The organism is Brevundimonas sp. Bb-A (assembly GCF_009394735.1).
Taxonomy (GTDB): Bacteria; Pseudomonadota; Alphaproteobacteria; order Caulobacterales; family Caulobacteraceae; genus Brevundimonas; species Brevundimonas aurantiaca.
Genome location: NZ_CP045456.1, coordinates 604,973 through 623,699, shown reverse-complemented (window position 1 = coordinate 623,699; position 18,727 = coordinate 604,973). Strand labels below are relative to the sequence as shown.

Annotated in this window: 19 protein-coding genes; 8 read left to right on the top strand and 11 right to left on the bottom strand. The window is 66.9% G+C overall.

What is annotated here, in order from left to right:
* Positions 1-111: 111 nt before the first annotated feature.
* From BSP_RS03105 to holA, 4 genes are all read left to right on the top strand, one after another.
* Positions 112-564: a DUF3576 domain-containing protein gene (locus BSP_RS03105; protein WP_152949264.1), complete on the top strand. Its 453-nt coding sequence runs from the start codon at positions 112-114 to the stop codon at positions 562-564.
* A 218-nt stretch (positions 565-782) separates the two neighbouring features.
* On the top strand, positions 783-3,347 hold the full coding sequence (gene leuS / locus BSP_RS03100; RefSeq protein ID WP_152949263.1) for a leucine--tRNA ligase: 2,565 nt from the start codon (positions 783-785) through the stop codon (positions 3,345-3,347).
* Positions 3,347-3,826: an LPS assembly lipoprotein LptE gene (lptE, locus tag BSP_RS03095; RefSeq protein ID WP_054764418.1), complete on the top strand. Its 480-nt coding sequence runs from the start codon at positions 3,347-3,349 to the stop codon at positions 3,824-3,826. The genes leuS and lptE overlap by 1 nt, the downstream gene beginning before the upstream one ends.
* Positions 3,823-4,875 (top strand): DNA polymerase III subunit delta, encoded by a 1,053-nt coding sequence (gene holA, locus BSP_RS03090; RefSeq protein WP_054764417.1) that lies wholly within the window; start codon positions 3,823-3,825, stop codon positions 4,873-4,875. The genes lptE and holA overlap by 4 nt, the downstream gene beginning before the upstream one ends.
* 16 nt (positions 4,876-4,891) lie before the next feature.
* Here the strand turns inward: holA and BSP_RS03085 are convergent, their stop codons facing one another.
* The 11 genes from BSP_RS03085 to hemE all read right to left on the bottom strand — a co-directional run bounded on the left by BSP_RS03085 (position 4,892) and on the right by hemE (position 15,309).
* Positions 4,892-5,095 (bottom strand): hypothetical protein, encoded by a 204-nt coding sequence (locus BSP_RS03085; RefSeq protein WP_152949262.1) that lies wholly within the window; start codon positions 5,093-5,095, stop codon positions 4,892-4,894.
* A 26-nt stretch (positions 5,096-5,121) separates the two neighbouring features.
* Positions 5,122-6,003, bottom strand: coding sequence for a ParB/RepB/Spo0J family partition protein (locus BSP_RS03080; protein WP_227976026.1), 882 nt, complete (start codon positions 6,001-6,003; stop codon positions 5,122-5,124).
* 44 nt (positions 6,004-6,047) lie between these two features.
* Positions 6,048-6,845: a ParA family protein gene (locus BSP_RS03075; protein ID WP_227976096.1), complete on the bottom strand. Its 798-nt coding sequence runs from the start codon at positions 6,843-6,845 to the stop codon at positions 6,048-6,050.
* 4 nt (positions 6,846-6,849) lie between these two features.
* Positions 6,850-7,467: a 16S rRNA (guanine(527)-N(7))-methyltransferase RsmG gene (gene rsmG / locus BSP_RS03070; RefSeq protein WP_227976025.1), complete on the bottom strand. Its 618-nt coding sequence runs from the start codon at positions 7,465-7,467 to the stop codon at positions 6,850-6,852.
* 14 nt (positions 7,468-7,481) lie between these two features.
* Positions 7,482-9,362, bottom strand: coding sequence for a tRNA uridine-5-carboxymethylaminomethyl(34) synthesis enzyme MnmG (gene mnmG, locus BSP_RS03065; RefSeq protein ID WP_152949260.1), 1,881 nt, complete (start codon positions 9,360-9,362; stop codon positions 7,482-7,484).
* A 114-nt stretch (positions 9,363-9,476) separates the two neighbouring features.
* Positions 9,477-10,790, bottom strand: a complete 1,314-nt coding sequence (mnmE, locus tag BSP_RS03060; protein ID WP_152949259.1) for a tRNA uridine-5-carboxymethylaminomethyl(34) synthesis GTPase MnmE — start codon at positions 10,788-10,790, stop codon at positions 9,477-9,479.
* 39 nt (positions 10,791-10,829) lie between these two features.
* On the bottom strand, positions 10,830-11,054 hold the full coding sequence (locus BSP_RS03055) for a DUF6489 family protein (protein WP_152949258.1): 225 nt from the start codon (positions 11,052-11,054) through the stop codon (positions 10,830-10,832).
* 43 nt (positions 11,055-11,097) lie between these two features.
* Positions 11,098-12,516 (bottom strand): transcription termination factor Rho, encoded by a 1,419-nt coding sequence (gene rho / locus BSP_RS03050; RefSeq protein WP_054764413.1) that lies wholly within the window; start codon positions 12,514-12,516, stop codon positions 11,098-11,100.
* A gap of 200 nt (positions 12,517-12,716) precedes the next feature.
* Positions 12,717-13,184: a CopD family protein gene (locus tag BSP_RS03045; protein WP_054764412.1), complete on the bottom strand. Its 468-nt coding sequence runs from the start codon at positions 13,182-13,184 to the stop codon at positions 12,717-12,719.
* Positions 13,181-14,242, bottom strand: a complete 1,062-nt coding sequence (gene hemH, locus BSP_RS03040; RefSeq protein WP_152949257.1) for a ferrochelatase — start codon at positions 14,240-14,242, stop codon at positions 13,181-13,183. Before hemH ends, BSP_RS03045 begins: the two co-directional genes overlap by 4 nt.
* Positions 14,239-15,309 (bottom strand): uroporphyrinogen decarboxylase, encoded by a 1,071-nt coding sequence (hemE, locus tag BSP_RS03035; RefSeq protein WP_152949256.1) that lies wholly within the window; start codon positions 15,307-15,309, stop codon positions 14,239-14,241. The genes hemH and hemE overlap by 4 nt, the downstream gene beginning before the upstream one ends.
* 460 nt (positions 15,310-15,769) lie before the next feature.
* Between hemE and BSP_RS03030 the strand changes: the two genes are divergently transcribed.
* Genes BSP_RS03030 through coaE form a run of 4 tightly spaced genes read left to right on the top strand, consistent with a single transcriptional unit; the run spans position 15,770 to position 18,721 of the window.
* Positions 15,770-16,654: a pyruvate, water dikinase regulatory protein gene (locus BSP_RS03030; protein ID WP_152949255.1), complete on the top strand. Its 885-nt coding sequence runs from the start codon at positions 15,770-15,772 to the stop codon at positions 16,652-16,654.
* Positions 16,651-17,247, top strand: coding sequence for a nucleoside triphosphate pyrophosphatase (locus BSP_RS03025; RefSeq protein ID WP_152949254.1), 597 nt, complete (start codon positions 16,651-16,653; stop codon positions 17,245-17,247). Before BSP_RS03030 ends, BSP_RS03025 begins: the two co-directional genes overlap by 4 nt.
* The gene (locus BSP_RS03020) at positions 17,244-18,074 is read left to right on the top strand and encodes a shikimate dehydrogenase (RefSeq protein WP_152949253.1); all 831 of its coding nucleotides are present in this window, start codon (positions 17,244-17,246) and stop codon (positions 18,072-18,074) included. Before BSP_RS03025 ends, BSP_RS03020 begins: the two co-directional genes overlap by 4 nt.
* A complete protein-coding gene (gene coaE / locus BSP_RS03015) occupies positions 18,071-18,721 on the top strand; it encodes a dephospho-CoA kinase (RefSeq protein WP_152949252.1) in 651 nt (216 codons plus the stop codon). The genes BSP_RS03020 and coaE overlap by 4 nt, the downstream gene beginning before the upstream one ends.
* Positions 18,722-18,727: the final 6 nt, after the last annotated feature.

Here is an 18,727-nt window from a genome sequence, read left to right as displayed (position 1 = left end):
CCCCTTTTGCCCGTGTTATAGAACAGCGCAACGGCGCAGACCGTCAGAGCGACGCCGCGCGCGCGTGGGGGCGAGGGCCCTCACGTCCCTGAGTTTACGGAGACTTCCTTGATGAGCCTCAACAAGGCCCTGGTTCGCGGCGTCGCTGTCGCCTTGGTCTCAGGCTTGGCCCTGAGCGCCTGCTCCAGCCTTCCTTTCGTCGGCGGCGGCAAAAAGAAGGCCAAGACCGACGTGCAGCAGGGCATCGGCGTCAACGGCTATCTTTGGCGCGCCTCGCTGGACACCCTCAGCTTCATGCCCCTGCTGACCGCCGATCCGTGGGGCGGGGTCATCAACTATGACTGGTACATCAACCCCCAGACGCCGAACGAGCGTTTCAAGGCCACCGTCTTCATCCTGGACACTCGCCTGCGCGCCGATGCGCTGAACGTGACCGTGACCAAGGAAATCAAGGGCGCCGACGGTCAGTGGACCGCCGCTCCGGTCGCCGCCCAGACCGAGGCGGACCTGGAAAACGCCATCCTGACCAAGGCGCGCCAGCTGAACCTGTCTAATGCGGGCTAAAGCAGGCTAACGCCTGCTTTAGCTTTCCATTTAGGTGCTACCGCCCTTCGGGCTGTTTGAGCGCTTTTTTGGTGCTGTCGCTCTTCGGGCTGTTTGAGCACCCTTTTGCGCATGGCGCCGCCCAGAGGGCGGTTTGAGCGCAAATCTGCTTGGGCGCTGTCGTCCTTCGGGCTAGTGAGCCGGGAGGGCGGCAGCGCCCTTTTGACTTCAGGACGACCGTGGCCCGTTACGAACCCAAGACCGCCGAACCCCGCCAGCAGGCCCGCTGGGCCGAAGCCGCCGCCTTTGTGACCAAGGACACCGGCCGGCCGAAATACTATGTGCTTGAGATGTTCCCCTATCCGTCGGGCAACATCCACATGGGCCACGCCCGCAACTATGTGATGGGCGACGTGGTGGCGCGGTCCAAGCGCGCGCAAGGCTATGACGTCCTGCACCCGATGGGCTGGGACGCCTTCGGTATGCCGGCCGAGAATGCGGCCATGGAACGCGGCATCCACCCCAAGGGCTGGACCTACGACAATATCGCCCAGATGCGGGACCAGCTGAAGCTGCTGGGCCTGTCGCTGGACTGGTCGCGCGAGTTCGCCACCTGCGATCCAGAATACTACGGCAAGCAGCAGGCCTGGTTCCTGGAGCTGTATCGGCGCGGTCTGGTCTATCGCAAGGACGGGGTGGTCAACTGGGACCCGATCGACAACACAGTCCTGGCCAATGAGCAGGTGATCGACGGGCGCGGCTGGCGTTCCGGCGCCGTGGTGGAGAAGCGCAAGCTGAACCAGTGGTTCCTGCGCATCACCGACTATGCCGACGACCTGATCGACGGGCTGAAGACCCTGGATCGCTGGCCCGAGAAGGTCCGGCTGATGCAGGAGAACTGGATCGGCCGCTCCAAGGGTTTGCAGATGACCTGGGCCTTCTCCGGCCAAGCCCCCGCCGGTCACGAGACCGGCGTCGAAATCTACACCACCCGGCCCGACACCCTGTTCGGCGCCAGCTTCCTGGGCCTGGCCCCGGATCACCCCATTTCGAAGCAACTGGCCGAGGCCGATCCGCGCGTCGCCGACTTCATCGCCGAATGCCGCAAGGGCGGCGCCTCCCAGGCCGAGATCGAACAGGCCGAAAAGATCGGCTGGGACACGAGTCTGAAGGTTCTGCATCCCTTCACCGGCGCCGAAATCCCCGTCTGGATCGCCAACTTCATCCTGTCGGAATACGGCACGGGCGCCATCTTCGCCTGCCCGGCCCATGACCAGCGCGACCTGGACTTCGCCCGCAAATACGACCTGCCGGTGATCCCGGTGGTCCGCCCCGAGGGCGCCGGCGACGACTTCGCCGTGGGCGACGAGGCCTATACGGGCCCCGGCTCCATCTTCCATTCCGACTTCCTGGACGGACTGGACATCGAAACCGCCAAGGCCGAGGCGATCCGCCGCGTCGAGGCGGCCGGGACCGGCCAGGGCGCGACCATCTATCGGCTGCGCGACTGGGGCGTGTCACGCCAGCGCTACTGGGGCTGCCCCATCCCGATCATCCACTGCCCGTCCTGCGGCCCGGTGGAGGTTCCGGCGGATCAGCTGCCGGTCGAACTGCCCGAGGATGTGACCTTCGACGTGCCCGGTAATCCGCTGGACCGCCATCCGATCTGGAAACACGTCAAATGCCCGTCGTGCGGCCAGGATGCGACGCGCGAGACCGACACGCTCGACACCTTCGTCGACTCCAGCTGGTATTTCGCCCGCTTCACCGACCCGAAGGCGGCCGAGCCGATCAACACCGAGGCGGCGAACCGCTGGCTGGCGGTGGACCAGTATATCGGCGGGGTCGAGCACGCGGTCCTGCACCTGCTGTACGCCCGGTTCATCACCCGCGCCCTTTCGGACGCCGGCATGCTGTCGGTGAAGGAGCCATTCTCGGGCCTGTTCACCCAGGGGATGGTGGTCCACGAGACCTATTTTGAAGGCCAGGACGAGGTCGGAAAGCCGCGCTGGGTCGAACCCACCGACGTCCGCGTCGAGACGGTCGACGGCCAGCGCGTCGCCACCCGCCTGTCGAACGGCGCCCGCCTGTCGATCGGCGACATCGAGAAGATGTCCAAGTCCAAGAAGAACGTCGTCGCGCCTCAGGAAATCCTAGAAAGCCACGGGGTGGACGCCGGCCGTCTGTTCGTCCTCTCCGACAGCCCGCCCGAGCGGGACGTGCAATGGACGCCGGGCGGGGTCGAGGGCGCCAGCCGGTTCGTGCAGCGGACCTGGAGCCTGTTCGACGCCTATGACCCCGGCTTCGCGGGCGAGGACAAGGCCAACGCCGAACTGCTGCGAGAGACCCACAAGGCCATCAAGGCCGTGTCCGAGGGGGTCGAAGGCTTCCGCTTCAACTCGGCCATCGCCAAGCTCTACGCCTTCGTCGCCGCGGTGCGTGACAGCGCCCAGGCGGGCGGCGAGGCCAAGCGTCAGGCCCTCTCGGCCCTGGCGCGCCTGATCGCCCCCTTCACCCCCCACCTGGCTGAAGAATGCTGGACCCGGCTGGGAGAGGACGGGATGGTTCTGGACGCGCCCTGGCCGGTGTGGGACGCTGCGCTCGCGGCCGACGACGAGGTGGTTCTGCCCATCCAGATCAACGGCAAGCGTCGGGCGGAAATCCGCGTTGCGCGCGGCATGGAGCCGGCCGAGGTCGAGGCCCTGGTTCTGGCCGATGAGACGGTTAAGGCGCGTCTGGAGGGTCTGAGCGTGAAGAAGATCGTCGTGGTCAAGGATCGGATCGTCAATCTGGTGGCCGGCTGATGCGCGTCCCAACCAGCCTTGCCCTACTAAGCGTCCTGGCGCTCTCCGCCTGCGGCTTTACGCCCATGTACGCCGAGCCGGGCGTGGGCTCGCCCCTGCGCCGGATCGCGGTGACGGCCCAGGACGACCGACTGGGCTATCGCCTGCGTGAACAGCTGGAGGACGCCCTGGCCTCGGACCGGTCCGCCGCGCCGCTTTACCGGCTGACGACCCGTGTCGAACAGGACCGGCGGCCCCTGGGGCGCCGGATCGACGACACCGCCACCCGCTATGAGCTGACGGTCAAGGCGACCTGGACCTTGACGCCCATCGCGGGAGGCGCGCCCACGACCGGGGTGGAGACCGTCACCACCACCTACGCCGCCGACGACCAGCCCTATGCCGCCATCGCCGCCCAGCAGGACGGTGAAGAACGCGCGGCCGCCGAACTGGCGCGTCTGATCCGGCTGGACCTGATGCAGGCCCTGTCGAACCGGTGATTCTGGCCAAACGCCCCGAGATCGACCGCTTTCTGAAGGCGCCCGATCCGGCGATCCGAGCAGCGGTGATCCACGGCAAGGATCGGTCGGGCGTCGCCGAACGGGCCGAGATCCTGTGCAGGGCGATCACCCCGGACCTGAACGACCCTTTCAACGTCACCGTCCTGACCGACAGCGACATCGACAGCGAAGAAAGCAAGCTTGAAGAGGCCTTGACGGCCATGTCCCTGATGGGCGGGCGCCGTCTGGTGCGGATCCGGCTGTCGGCGCTGAAACCCGGAGTGGACAAGGCGGTGGCCGCCGCCGTCAAGATCCATGCCGAGGGCGGCTATAATCCCGACGCCATGCTGGTGGTCGAGGCCGACCAGCTGGGCCGTGACTCCGCCCTGCGCAAGACCGCCGAGAAGGAGGCCGGCGCCGTCGGCATCGTCTGCTATGAAGACGAGACCGGCGACGTCGCCCGCATGACTCGCGAGGCCCTGGCGGCCGACAAGGTGGGTCTGACCGCCGACGCCCTCGATCGTTTCGTGGCTCGCCTGCCGCGTGAGCGGGGTCTGATGCGCCAGGAGATCGAACGCCTGGCCCTGTTCATCGGTCCCGGTTCCGGGCGGACGATCGACAGCGAGCTTCTGGACCAGCATCTTGGGGTCGAGCCGGACGCCTCCCTGTCCGACGCCGCGCTCCAGGCCTTCGGCGGGCGGCCCGGCCCAGCTCAAGCGGGTCTGCGTCGCGCCTTCGCAGAGGGGGAATCCTCGGTCCTGGCCGTCCGATCCGCTGCCCTGCATCTGGGGCGGCTGCGGCGGATCAATATTCTTCAGGCCAACGGGGCCGGCGCCAAGGAGGCGGCCAAGGCGGCGGGCGTCTTCTGGAAACAGGAGGCGGAGATGCTGCGTCAGGCCCGCGCCTGGCGTCTGGAGGCGCTGGACGAGGTGCTCGACAGCGTCAACACCGCCGACGTCGCCACCAAGACGACCGGCATGCCCGACCAGCTGATCGCCGAACGCCTGCTGCTGGAGATCGCCGGACGGGCTAAGCGTCTGGGGCTTTGAGCGGGGCTGCTGCGGCTCAGCCTCGCTTTGACGCCTTGCGGAAGGCGGGCTTGGCCAGGGCCATGTTGCGGGCGGCCACGCTGCGCTCGTCGCCGGCGGACGGAGCGCCGGCTGGACCGGCGAAACCCTGGCCCGCTCCGCCCTGCCGGCGCGCCTTTTTGGCGGCCAGCGCCTGTTTCAGATTTTCGGCGGCGGTTGGCGGCGGAACATTATCGGTCATTCCACCTGTCTAGCACATCGCGGGGCTCAGCCGCGCATCAATCGACGGCACAGGTCGTCGAGCTGTTCCAGGGAGCCGTAGCGAATGGTCAGCTCGCCCTTGCCTGCGCGGTCGTTCAACTGAACGGACAGGCCCAGGGCGTCGGCCAAATCCTGTTGCAGGGCGGCGACGTCGGCCGTTCCTTCCTCGCTGGGCGCAGGCTTGGCCTTAACCGGTTTGGGGCCCTCGGCGGCGCGGCGAGCCAGGGCCTCGACCTGGCGAACGTTCAGCCCCTCATTATAGGCCTGCTCGGCCAGGGCGCCGGCGTTGGGCGCCGTCACCAGGGCGCGGGCATGGCCGGCCGTCAACTTGCCGTTCCGTACGTACCACAGCACTTCTTCAGGCAGTTGCAGCAGACGCAGGGTGTTGGCCACATGGCTGCGGCTCTTGCCGACGATGCCGGCGACCTGATCCTGGGTGCGGCCGAACCGCTCCATCAGCATCCGATAGGCGTCGGCTTCTTCCAGCGGATTCAGATCGGCGCGCTGGACGTTCTCGATGATGGCGACTTCGTAAACCTCGACGTCATCCATTTCATGGACGACGATCGGCACCTCCGTCAGCCGGGCCGCCTGGGAAGCGCGCCAGCGGCGCTCACCGGCGATAATCTGCCAGACCCCCTCCTCCTTGGGATGGGTGCGGACCAGGATCGGCTGAAGCACCCCCTTGTCACGGATGGAGGCCGTCAGTTCATCCAGCTGTTCCTGGGTGAAGATTTTCCGCGGCTGATCGGGATTGGGCTTCAAACTCTCGATCGGCACGCGCTGCACGCCCGAAGGCACGGCGGCGTTGGGCGCCGTCGGCGCTTCAATGGTCTCGCCCATTAGGGCCGACAGGCCGCGGCCCAGACCTCTTTGTCGTTCAGCCAATATACTGTTCCGCTTCTTCTTCTAATCAGGCGTGTAGCGGCCGTTCAGGCGGCCAGCTTCTGGCGCTGGCGTTCGCGCTTCACCACTTCCTTGGCCAGGCGCAGATAGGCTTGGCTGCCGGCGCATTTGAGATCATAGATCAGGGCGGGCTTTCCGAACGACGGCGCCTCGGCGACTCGAACATTTCTCGGGATGACGCTGTCATAGACCTTGTCGCCAAAATGGGCGCGCACGTCATTGGCGACCTGGCCCGACAGGGCGCTACGCCGGTCAAACATCGTCAGCACCAGCCCCTGGATTTCGAGAGACGGGTTCAGGCTCTGTTTGACCATGTCGATGGTCCGCATCAGCTGGCTGAGCCCTTCAAGCGCAAAGAACTCGCACTGGAGCGGCACAAGAACCGCATCCGCCGCCGCCATGGCGTTCAAGGTCAGCAGGTTCAGCGACGGCGGACAGTCGATCAGCACATAGTCATACGCGGTAGGGCCGTCGTCATGTTGCCGAAGAGCGTCCCTCAAGCGATAGGATCGCCGATCCGCCTGGCTCAACTCGATCTCGACCCCCGACATGTCCGCGTCAGCAGGGACGATCCAGAGCCCTGGAACAGTGGTCTGGACGGCGGCGTCTTCGATGGCGCGCTGATCCACCACCACATCATAGATGGTGACCCGGCGTGTTTCACGTGGAACGCCCAAACCGGTCGAGGCATTGCCCTGGGGATCCATATCGACGATCAGGACCCGCTTTCCGATAGCGGCCAGGGCGGTTCCCAGATTGATCGCCGTCGTGGTCTTGCCCACGCCGCCCTTCTGGTTGGAGACGGCGAGAACACGGGCAGGCAGTTTGTTAGTGCTTGGAACGGGCACGACGAACACTCCGGACGGTCACGATGCGGCCGCGCGGGTCGCTTTGCGACGGGGCCAGTTCAGCCTCGAAATGCCAGGATTTACGGGCCTCGATCAACTCGGATTCGACCCTTTCCCCCTTGAGGAACAGACCTTGTGCACCCCTTTCAAAGTAGGGCTGTGCATAACCCAGCAGCCGCTCCATTGGGGCCACGGCGCGAGCGGTCACCACGTCGCATTTTATGGTCTGATCCTCGGCGCGACCGTTGATCACCGTGGCGGGCAAGGCCAGGGCATCGACCGCCTCCTGCAGAAACCGGCAGCGTTTGCCCAGGCTGTCGATCAACCAGACCCGGGCGTCCGATCGTCCTTTCAGCAAGATCGCCAGGACCACGCCGGGAAAACCCGCGCCGGCGCCGAGGTCCGCCCAACTGCGCGCCGTAGGGGCCATTTGCAGCAGTTGCGCGCTGTCACAGGCATGGCGGTTCCAAAAATCCGGAAGGCTGTCCGGCCCAACGAGATTCATCACCGCGTTCGCCTCGCCCAACCGCAGGCGAAAGGCCTCCAGATCGGCCATCTGCGCATCTGAAGCACCGGCCTTGCGCTGGAAGGCGGCCATCTCCCCTTCCAGCATCAGGCGACCGCCTCGACCTTGGGCGACTTTTTGACATGGGCCAGCAGGGCCGTCAGGGCGCCCGGCGTCATGCCCTCGATGCGCCCCGCCTGGCCGAGAGTGCGGGGCCTGATGCGGCTGAGCTTCTCGCGCACCTCATTGGACAGGCTGCCGACGCCGCCATAGTCGAGATCGGCTGGCAGGATCAGATCCTCCTCGGAGCGCAGGGCCTGGGCGTCGATCGCCTGGCGATCGAGATAGTTGGCGTAGCCGGCGTCGATTTCGATCTGCTCGCGGACTTCAGGCGTCCAGTCCGCGATGGCCGGAATGGTCGGCATGAACTGTTGCAGAGTGACGCCCGGAAAGGCGAGCAGTTCACGCATGGAGCGGCGACGGCCGTCGGCGTTCACGGGAATGCCCAGGGCGTTGGCCTCTTTCGGCGTAAAAAGCGTTTCACGTGAAACACGGCTCGCCAAGGCCATGGCGTCGGCCTTGTCCGAGAAGCGCGCGGCCCTGTCGGAGCCGACGATCCCCAGCTTCATCGCCAGCGGCGTCAGCCGCTGATCCGCATTGTCGGCCCGCAGCGTCAGACGATATTCCGCCCGGCTGGTGAACATGCGATAGGGCTCGGTGACGCCGCGCGTCACCAAGTCGTCGACCATGACGCCGATATAGGCTTGGTCACGGCCCAGGATCACAGCGTCCTGCCCCGCCGCCGCTCGGGCGGCGTTCAGGCCGGCCATCAAGCCCTGAGCCGCCGCCTCCTCATATCCGGTCGTCCCATTGATCTGGCCGGCCAGATAGAGACCCGGTCTCTTCTTGACCTCGAGAGCGGCCGTCAGTTCGCGCGGATCGACATAGTCGTATTCGATCGCATAGCCGTAACGGAAGACCTCAACAGTCTCCAAACCGGGGATGGTCCGCAGGAAGGCCTGCTGGGTGGCTTCGGATACGGAGGTCGAAATCCCGTTGGGATAGACGGTCGGATCATCCAGACCTTCCGGTTCAAGGAAGATCTGGTGGCTGGTCTTGTCAGCGAACCGCACGACCTTGTCCTCGATCGAAGGGCAGTAGCGGGGGCCGCGCCCCGACAGACGCCCGCCATAGACTGCGCTCTCGCTCAGGTTCTCAGCGATGAGGCGATGGGTCTGTTCGGTCGTGTGGGTGACGCCGCAGGCGATCTGAGGAACGGTGATCCGATCCGTCAGAAAGGAGAAGGCGCTGGGGGTTTCGTCGGCCTCCTGCATCTCCAGTCGGTCCCAGGCGATGGTCCGCCCATCCAGTCGCGCTGGCGTGCCGGTCTTCAACCGGCCCATGGTCAGGCCGGCGGCGTGCAGATCAACGGCCAGACCCGTCGACGGCGCCTCGCCGTGCCGGCCTGCCGGAATACGCTCCTCGCCCCGATGAATGACGCCGTTCAGGAAGGTGCCGGTCGTCAGGACGACAGCAGCGGCTCGAATCCTCTCCCCTGCCCCGGTAATGACGCCCGTGACGCGGTCGCCGTCCAAGATCAGCCGCTCCGCCGTGCCGGCCATCAGCGTCAGGTTCGCCGTCTGGGCCAGCTCCGCCTGCATGGCTTCCCGATACAGGCGTCGGTCGATCTGGCTGCGTGGTCCCCGAACGGCGGCGCCCTTGGACCGGTTCAGCAATCGGAATTGGATGCCCGAGGCGTCCGCCAGACGGCCCATGATCCCGTCCATGGCGTCGATCTCACGCACGAGATGCCCCTTGCCCAGGCCGCCGATAGCGGGGTTGCAGGACATTTCGCCGATGGTCTCCAACTTCTGGGTCAGAAGCAGGGTTCGGGCCCCCGCGCGCGCGGAGGCGGCGGCGGCTTCACAGCCGGCGTGGCCGCCGCCGATGACGACGACGTCGAACGAATAGTCGCTTGTGGGGATCATGCGCGCCACATAGGCCAAAACAGGAGATTTCGCCAGAGGCGAGAGCGTGCGACGGTGACGACAGGGTTCGCTGAACGTAGTCCTACTTACGGTGTTTCACGTGAAACACCGGTATTACTTGCCGATGCAGAAGGTGGAGAACACCTCGCCCAACACCTCTTCGACACCGATCTCGCCGGTCACGCGTGAAAGGGCTCGCGCGGCGCGGCGCAGATCGTCGCCCGCCATTTCAGGCGAGGCCTCCAGCGCCGCCAGGCCCGCCCTTACGTCGGCCAGAGCCTCGCTCAGCCGCAGCCGATGACGTTCGCGCGTGGTCGCTGGGAAGTCCGCCCCCGACAGATCCCGCTCCAATCGCGCGGCGATCCAGTCATGAAGCTCGCCCAAGCCCGCGCCGGTATGACTGCTTACGGCGATCTGGTCCCAGCCTTGGGAGCCCACATCGGCCGATCCCAGGTCGCTCTTATTGGCCACGACCAGATCACCCGGCCGAACATAGTTCGCCGCCACGCCTTCCACGTCGCCGGGCGCTCGAACCCACAGCCTTAGATCCGCCCCCTCTGCGCGCGCCCGCGCGCGCCGCACGCCTTCCGCCTCCACCGGGTCGTCGCTGTCTCTCAATCCAGCCGTGTCCGACAGGGTGACGGCATAACCGCCGATCACCAGTTCGGCGTCCAGAACATCGCGCGTCGTCCCGGCGATCGGCGTGACGATCGCCGCCTCGCGCTGGATCAGGGCGTTGAACAGCGACGACTTACCGGCGTTGGTCTCGCCGATCAGGACGACGCGATAGCCGTCCCGGACCCGCTCTCCCCGCGCCCCGTCCTCGACGGCGCGGTGCAGATCGCGCGCCAGCTGCTCGAGCACAGGCCCCGCCGTCCGCGCCAGATTGTCCGGCACCTCCTCGTCGGGGAAGTCGATCTCGGCCTCGACCAGGGCCAGGGCCTTCAGCAAGTCGCGACGGAAACCGGCGTAGGTCTCGCTGAGCTTCCCGTCCAGCTGACCCAGAGCCTGTCTCGCCTGGGCCGCCGTCTCCGCATCAATCAGATCGGCCACCGCCTCCGCCTGGGCCAGATCCATCCGGCCGTTCTGAAAGGCGCGGCGGGTGAACTCACCCGGCTCGGCGGGTCGCAGTCCCAAGGCGATCAGGGCGCGACTGGCCGCTTCGACCACCGCCCGGCCGCCGTGCAGATGAAGTTCGGCTGCGTCCTCGCCCGTATAGGAATGGGGTCCGACGAACCGAAGGACCAGGGCCTGATCAATGGCGACGCCATCATGATTCAGCTCCCGGACCGAGGCCAGCCGCGGCTTCAATCCCCCCGCGCCCAGGGCTTTCAGCGTCGGCGCGACGGCCGGCCCCGAAAGACGCAAGACGGCGATGGCGCCTCGGCCGGGCGGGGTGGCGAGGGCGAAGATGGTGTCCTGGGTCATGGTCTCAGGGGCTTCTCCAACTGCGGAGAAACCTGTGGCTCACTTCACCGCCGCTTCCATCAACCGCCGAAACTGATCCTGCGCCTGAAGGCCGAAACTGGTCCAGGTCTTCAGCAGTTCGTCCGGCTGCATGGCGGCGACATTGGCTTCCATCCGCTTAGTCATCTCGGCCACCATGGCCTCGTTCAGCGGGGCGACGTCAGGCAGTCCCAGAAAGGCGCGCGCCTCCGCCGGAGTGCAATCGATCTCGATTTGAACCTTCATGCCGCCGTGCCTCCTGTTTCACGTGAAACCATCAGATGACGGATCAGGTGTTCATCGACTGGAAGAAGTCCGCGTTGTTCTTCGACTGACGCAGCTTGTCGAGCAGGAATTCGATCGCGTCCTGCGGACCCATCGGATTCAGGATGCGGCGCAGCACATAGGTCTTGGCCAGCTGGTCCTTCGGCGTGATCAGGTCTTCCTTGCGGGTGCCGGACTTCAACACGTCGATGGCGGGGAAGATGCGCTTGTCGGCCACCTTGCGGTCCAGCACGATTTCCGAGTTGCCGGTGCCCTTGAACTCTTCGAAGATCACCTCGTCCATCCGGCTGCCGGTGTCGATCAGGGCCGTGGCGATGATGGTCAGAGACCCGCCCTGCTCCACATTCCGCGCCGCGCCGAAGAAGCGCTTGGGCCGTTGCAGGGCGTTGGCGTCCACGCCCCCGGTCAGCACCTTGCCCGACGACGGGACGGTGGCGTTGTAAGCCCGGCCCAGGCGGGTGATGGAGTCCAGCAGGATCACCACGTCCTTCTTGTGCTCGACCAGGCGCTTGGCCTTTTCGATCACCATCTCGGCGACGGCGACGTGGCGCGTGGCCGGCTCGTCGAAGGTCGAGGCCACGACCTCGCCCTTGACGGTCCGCTGCATGTCGGTGACCTCTTCCGGCCGTTCGTCGATCAGCAAGACGATCAGGAAGACTTCCGGGTGGTTCCGCTCGATCGACTTGGCGATATTCTGCAGCATCACCGTCTTGCCGACCCGCGGCGGCGCCACGATCAGGCAGCGCTGGCCCTTGCCCAGGGGGGCGACGATGTCGATGACCCGACCCGAACGGTCCTTCAGGGTCGGATCCTGGATTTCCATGTGCAGCCGCTCCTCCGGATAGAGGGGCGTCAGGTTGTCGAACAGAACCTTGGTCTTCACCATCTCAGGGTCTTCGAGATTGATGGTGTCGACCTTCAGCAGGGCGAAATAGCGCTCGCCCTCGCGCGGCGCCCGCACGGCGCCGTGGACCGTATCGCCCGAGCGCAGGCCGAAGCGGCGGATCTGGGACGGCGACACATAGACGTCGTCCGGGCCGGGCAGATAGTTGGCGTCCGGGCTGCGCAGGAAGCCGAACCCGTCGGGAAGGATTTCCAACACGCCGTCGGCGATGATCTCGACCTCTTCCTCAGCCAGGGCCTTCAGGATGGCGAAGAGCAGATCCTGTTTGCGCAGGTTGGAGGCGTTCTCGACCTCCAGCTGTTCGGCGAAGGCAACCAGGTCGGCCGGGGTCTTCTCATTCAACTCGGCCAGGGTGATCCGGCCGTTCGGCACCACGGGCTCGCCGTCCTCATCCTCGTCCGCCGTAGTGTCCACGCCCGAGTCTGCGCCCGCCGCCTCGCCGGCCTCATGCGCGGCGCCGTGATGGGTCGGGGCTTCGGCCTCGATTTCGGTCTCGGGAGTGTCGGTGACGTCGGTCATGATACAGGCTCGCGGACGCGCGCACGGAACCGCACGGCGTCAGGTCTCTGGAAATGTCTGGCCTTTCGGCCGAAGGGGGGCACGACGGTCTCCCGCTGGTCGAACCGGCGGGCGTCGCGAAAAGAGAGGGACCGCTGGACGGACCGAACGGTTCACCACCAGCGGAACCACAGGCGAGAGGTCAGGTCAAGCGGAGCCGCTCACCCGAACGTCCACTCCGTGGTGACCGACAGCACCATGATGATGGCCAGGACGAACGGGACCTCGTTCGTCATCCGCCAGAACTTGCCGGAATATTTCGACGTCCCCGCCGCGATCTTCTTGCGCTGCGCCGCCAGGAAGCCGTGCCAGCCGCTCAACAGCAGGACGCCGATCAGTTTGGCCACCATCCACGGCTCGGCCAGAAGCGCCGCCCCCCGCGCCGAGACGTCGATATGGATCAGCCACAGGCCGAAGCCCCAAGCCAGGATCATGGCCGGGTTCAGGATGATGCGCAGCAGCCGCGTCTGCCACAGCCTCAGCAGGGCCTGCATCTCGCCGCGCAGGGGCTCGGGCTTGGCGTTCTGCTCGACGTCATAAGCATAGAGCCGCGGCAGGAACAGCAGACCCGCCATCCAGGCGATCACCGCCAGTATGTGCAGGCCCCGGGCCAGATCGTACAGGTTCACGCTGCGCTCCTTTCGTTACGACAGGGACAGGCCTTCCAGTCCGTCTGACAGCCCAGACCGAAGGGAGCGACCCCCGTGCGGCCCAGGGCGTCGATCGTCGCCGCCGCCAGGGCCTCGATGAACACGGGCGCAGTGCCGACCGCCGGCGCGCGCAGATAGGGCCTGACCCCCTTATCATGGGCCAGTTCGCCGTATTCGATGTCCAGCTCGACCAGGGTCTCGATGTGTTCGGAGACAAAGGCGATGGGGGTGATGACCACCCCGACCCCGTCGCGGCCGGCCTGTTCGATCGCCTCAGGCGTGGACGGCCCCAGCCATTTCATCGGTCCGACGCGGCTCTGGTAGCAGAGGGCATGGTCGATGGGGCCCCGGTCGCGCTCGATGGCGGCGACCACGGCGGCGACGGTCGTCTCGACCTGTTCCTGATAGGGGTCGCCCTTGCCGCTGACCAACTTCTCCGGGATGCCGTGGGCCGAGAACAGCACCCGCACCGGTCCGTCGCCCGCCTCATCCAGTTTGGATGCGATCGCCTGGGCCTGGGCCTCGACCCAGCCGTCGGCGCGAGGATAACAGCAGACCGTCCGGCTGACGCCCGACCCGGCATAGGTCTCGTTCCAGATCTTCAGCGAGGACTGGGTCGTCGTCGTCGAGAACTGCGGATAGAGCGGCAGCAGCACCACCTCGTCGGGCGCGAAGGCCGCCACCTCGACCGCCGTCTGATCGGTCAGCGGCCGCCAGTAGCGCATGGCGATAAAGACCCGGACCTCGTCCCCGGCCAACCGGGCGTTCACCACCGCCTCCAGGGCCTCAGCCTGCAGCCGGGTTCCAGGCAGCAGGGGCGACCCGCCTCCCATCAAGGCGTAGTTGGCCTGGGCGCTCGCCTCCCGCCGGCTGGAGATCAGCTTCGCCAGGGGCGTCCGTACGATCCCCGGCAGGCCGATGATGGCCGGATCATTGAACAGGTTGAACAGGAAGGGCTTCACCGAAGCCTGATCGTCGGGTCCGCCCAGATTGAACAGCACCACCGCGATGCGGCGGCCCGGCAGGGTTTGGGTCATTGGGCGCCGATCCTTTTCAGAACCCGTTCGACATGGTCGATGGGCACGTCGGGCAATATGCCATGACCCAGGTTGAACACCCACGGCCCCTGGCCCCAGGCCTCCATCAGCTGATCCACCCGGCGGTCCAACAGTTCGCCCCCGGCGCGCAGCAGCAGGGGGTCCAGCGCGCCCTGGATCGGCTTGATCTGCTGCACCCGTCTGCCGACTTCCAGCGGACAGGCGGTGTCCAGGGCGACCGCATCGACCTCGACCGCCTGGGCATACCGCTCCGCCAGGGCTGCAGAGCCCCGTGGGAAGCCGATCAGGGGCACGGTGACGCCCAACTCCCGCGTGCGCTTCACAAGCGCGTGGTGGGGATTCAGGACCAGCCTTTCGAACAGATCGTCGGGCAGGCCCTCGGCCCAGCTCTCGAAGATCTTCAACACCTGGGCGCCGGCGTCGGCCTGCATCTTCAGATACCGGGCCGTCGCCTCGACCAGGACCTCCAACGTCTCATCCACCCGCCTGGGATCGGCATAGGCGTAGGTCCGCGCCGCCGCACGCTCGCCCTTGCCGATGGTCCGGGCTTCGCCGTCCAGCATATAGGTGGCCACGGTCCAGGGCGCGCCGGCGAAACCGATCAGGGCCCGCTCCGGCTCGAGCGCCGCGCGCACGATCGACAGGGTTTCGCCCACGGCGGACAGATGCTCGCCCGCCCCGGCGGCCAACTCCATCATCCGGCCCGGAATGGGCATGGCGCCCAGACGCGGTCCCTCCCCCGTCTCGAACCACACGTCCTGACCCAGGGCCTGGGGGATCAGCAGGATGTCGGCGAATACGATGGCCGCATCGAAGCCGAACCGACGCATCGGCTGGAGCGTCGCCTCGGCGGCCATCTCCGGGTTCAGGCAAAAACTGATGAAATCCGGCGCCTCGGCCCTCAGCCGGCGATACTCGGGCAGATACCGTCCCGCCTGGCGCATGAACCAGACCGGCGGCCGATCCAGCGTCTCTCCTCGGAGAGCCCGGATCATCATCGGCGCCTCTTGGGGCGTCTGAACGGCGTTCTGGGTCGGATCGGTCATGCCGGACGATTAAGGTCACAGCCCCCCGCTCTCAATCCCTAATCAAGTTAAGAATTAAAAGATTCGTAGTGGCAGGTAGGGCGGTGGAACGGCGGGGATGAATGCGGCGGCTGTGGCGGAACAAAAGCGGATATCCACGCGCCTCCAGACGCCGTCGGGGATGCGGAACAGGATTATACGGCCGGTGGACAATCCCTAATGAAACCTTAACGGCGAAGGCTTTGCGGGGCGTTCGGCCTGTGAACGAGGTAAACCGGCGTTAACCCTTCATTAGGATTTTCCACAAAGAGGCGGAAAACGGTTTTCCGCCTTGGGATGAACCGGGGCCGGAGGGTTTTCGTCGTCCACCCTCATCCCCGCTCGCCGCCGTCGCCGTCTGGGTCTAAGGAGAAAAGCGCCCGGACGGTCCCCAGCCATCCCCAGGGCGAGACCCGTCCTTCAACAGAGAGACGATCCCCGAATGAGTCCTGCGCGACCCGCCGCCGCCCGCCCCGGCCCTGCCCGCCTGGCCACCTATTTTCACGTGCATCTGGTGTCGGACTCGACCGGCGAGACCCTGAACGCGATGGCCAAGGCGGTGACGGCGCGGTTCGACGGCGTCATTCCGATCGAACATATCTACGCCCTGGTCCGCTCGGAAAAGCAGATGGACCGGGTTCTGCAGGAGGTGGAGGCCGCGCCGGGGGTGGTGCTGCATACCCTGGTCGACCGCCAGCTGCGCGAACAGTTGGAGGAGGGATGTCGCCGGCTGGAAATGCCCCAGATCGGCGCCCTTGACCCCCTCGTCGGCGCCATGTCCCGCTATCTCGGCGCGGCGGCCCTCTCGACCCGCGTCGGGGCCCAGCATGCTCTGGATCACGACTATTTCAATCGGATCGCCGCGCTCGATTTCGCCATGGCCTATGACGACGGTCAGGGCACCCTGGAGCAGTTGGAGGGCGCCGACGTCGTGCTGTGCGGCGTCAGCCGAACGTCCAAGACTCCGACCTGCATCTATCTGGCCCATCGCGGCATCCGCGCCGCCAACGTGCCCCTGGTGCCGGGCCAGGAGGACGGCGAGCGCCTGACCCAGCTGAAGAATCCCCTGGTCATCGGCCTTACCGTCTCGCCCGACCGGCTGGTCCAGATCCGCCGCAACCGGATCGAAAACCTGAACGCCAGCCAGTCGTCCAGCTATACGGATCAGGACGCGGTCCGAGAGGAGACGATCAAGGCCAAGCGCGCCTTCGCTCGGCGGGGCTGGCCCACGATCGACGTCACCCGGCGTTCGGTGGAGGAGACGGCGGCCGCCATCACCAATCTGCTGAGCGAGCACCGCACCCATAAGATCGGAACCAGCTGGTGACGGCCGAAACCCTGATCCTGGCGTCCAAGAGCGCCGCCCGCCGGGCCATGCTGGAAAACGCCGGCGTGCCTTTCGACATTCGCATCGCCGATGTGGACGAGGCGGCGATCAAGGCCGCCTCGACCGATCTGGACCCGGCCGCCCTCGCGGTGCGTCTGGCTGAGGCCAAGGCCCTGGCGGTCTCGCGCGACGATCCGACCGCCTGGGTTCTCGGCTCGGACCAGACCCTGGCCTTCGACGGGGGGCTGGTCTCCAAGGCCCAATCGCTCGACGCCGCCCGCGCGCGGCTGGAATCGATGCGTGGTCGCACCCACCATCTCCATTCCGGCGCCGCCCTGGCGATAAAGGGCGAGATCGTCTGGTTGGGCGTGGACACGGTCGAGATGCGGATGCGCGACTTCTCCGACGCCTTTCTGGACGCCTATCTGGCCGCAGAGGGCGAGGCCCTGCTGGCCTGTGTCGGCTCCTATCGGCTGGAGGGACTGGGCGCCCAGCTGTTCGAGGCGGTGGACGGCGATTATTTCACCGTCCTGGGCCTGCCGCTCTGGCCGGTCCTGACTGAGCTGCGTCGCGTCGGGGTCCTGTCCGCATGAGCCGTCATCGCATTACCGGCGCCGCCCTGGTCGCCGGCATCGCCGGCAAGCCGGTGGCCCATTCCCTGAGCCCCGTCATCCACAACGCCTGGCTGGCGGCCGGGGACATCGACGGCGCCTATGTCCCCTTCGCCCCCGCCGATGCGGCGGGGTTCGAGGCCCTGGTCGCCGCCGGCCGGGCCGGTCTGATCCAGGGCCTGAACGTCACCGCCCCGTTCAAGGAACAGGCCTTCGCCCTGGCCGACCAGGCCACGGCGGCGGCCCGGCTGACCGCCTCCGCCAACATCCTGACCTTCGACGCCGGCCGGGTCTCGGCCGACAGTTCGGACGGCGTCGGCCTGATGCTGGGGCTGAAGGAGCAGGCGCCGGATCTGGCGCTGAAGGGCCGTCCGGTCGTCCTCCTGGGCGCGGGCGGCGCGGCGCGGGCCGGCGCCGGCGCCCTGGTCGAGGCGGGCGCCCAGGTTCGGATCGTCAACCGCTCGCGCGACCGGGCCGAGGCCCTGGCGGCCGATCTCGGCGCCTCGGTCCGCGTCATGGCCGTGTCTGAGGCCCTGGACGGCGCCGCCCTGGTCATCAACGCCCTCAGCGTCCAGCCGGATTTCGATTTCGACGCCGTCGCCCCCGGCACGGTGATGATGGACATGACCTACAAGCCCCTGACCACCCCCTTCCTGGCGGCGGCGCGGGTGCGGGGCCTGCCGACGGTCGACGGCCTGGCCATGCTGATCGGCCAGGCGGCGCCCTCGTTCCGGGCCCTGTTCCGCCGACCGCCCCCGCCGCTGGATCTGCGCGCCCTGCTGACCGCCCATATGGATCAGACGGCATGATCCTGCTCGGCCTGACCGGCTCCATCGGCATGGGCAAGTCGACGACGACCGCCATGTTCGCGGACCTCGGCGCCGTGGTCTGGAACGCCGACGACGCCGTGCACCGCCTCTATGCGCAGGGCGGAGCTGCGGTCGAGCCGGTCGGCGCGGCCTTTCCCGGCGTGGTCGTGGACGGCGCCGTGGACCGCGCCCGTCTGGCCGAGGCCCTGGGGCGGGACGAAACCGCCTTTCGGCGGCTGGAAGCCATCGTTCATCCCCTGGTGGCCCAGGGCCGGGCGGGCGACCTGGCGGCGGCCAGGGCCATGGGGGTCAGGCTGGCGGTCCTGGACATTCCTCTGCTGTTCGAAACGGGCGGCGACGCCCATGTCGACGCCGTGGTCGTGGTCACCGCCGATCCGGAGGTCCAGGCCGAACGGGTTCTGGCCCGCCCCGGCATGACCCGCGACCGGTTCGAGGCCGTTCTGGCCCGCCAGCTGCCCGACGCCGAAAAACGCGCCCGCGCCGACTTCGTCATCGACACCGGCCACGGCCTGGAGCCTGCCCGAGCCGAAGTCGCCGCTGTGGTTCAGACTGTGCTGGATCCGGCGTGGATATCTCCCCGTCGCCGCGCGCGGGCTCTTTCACCGTCTGACGAACGGGGCCATTAAGGCGCG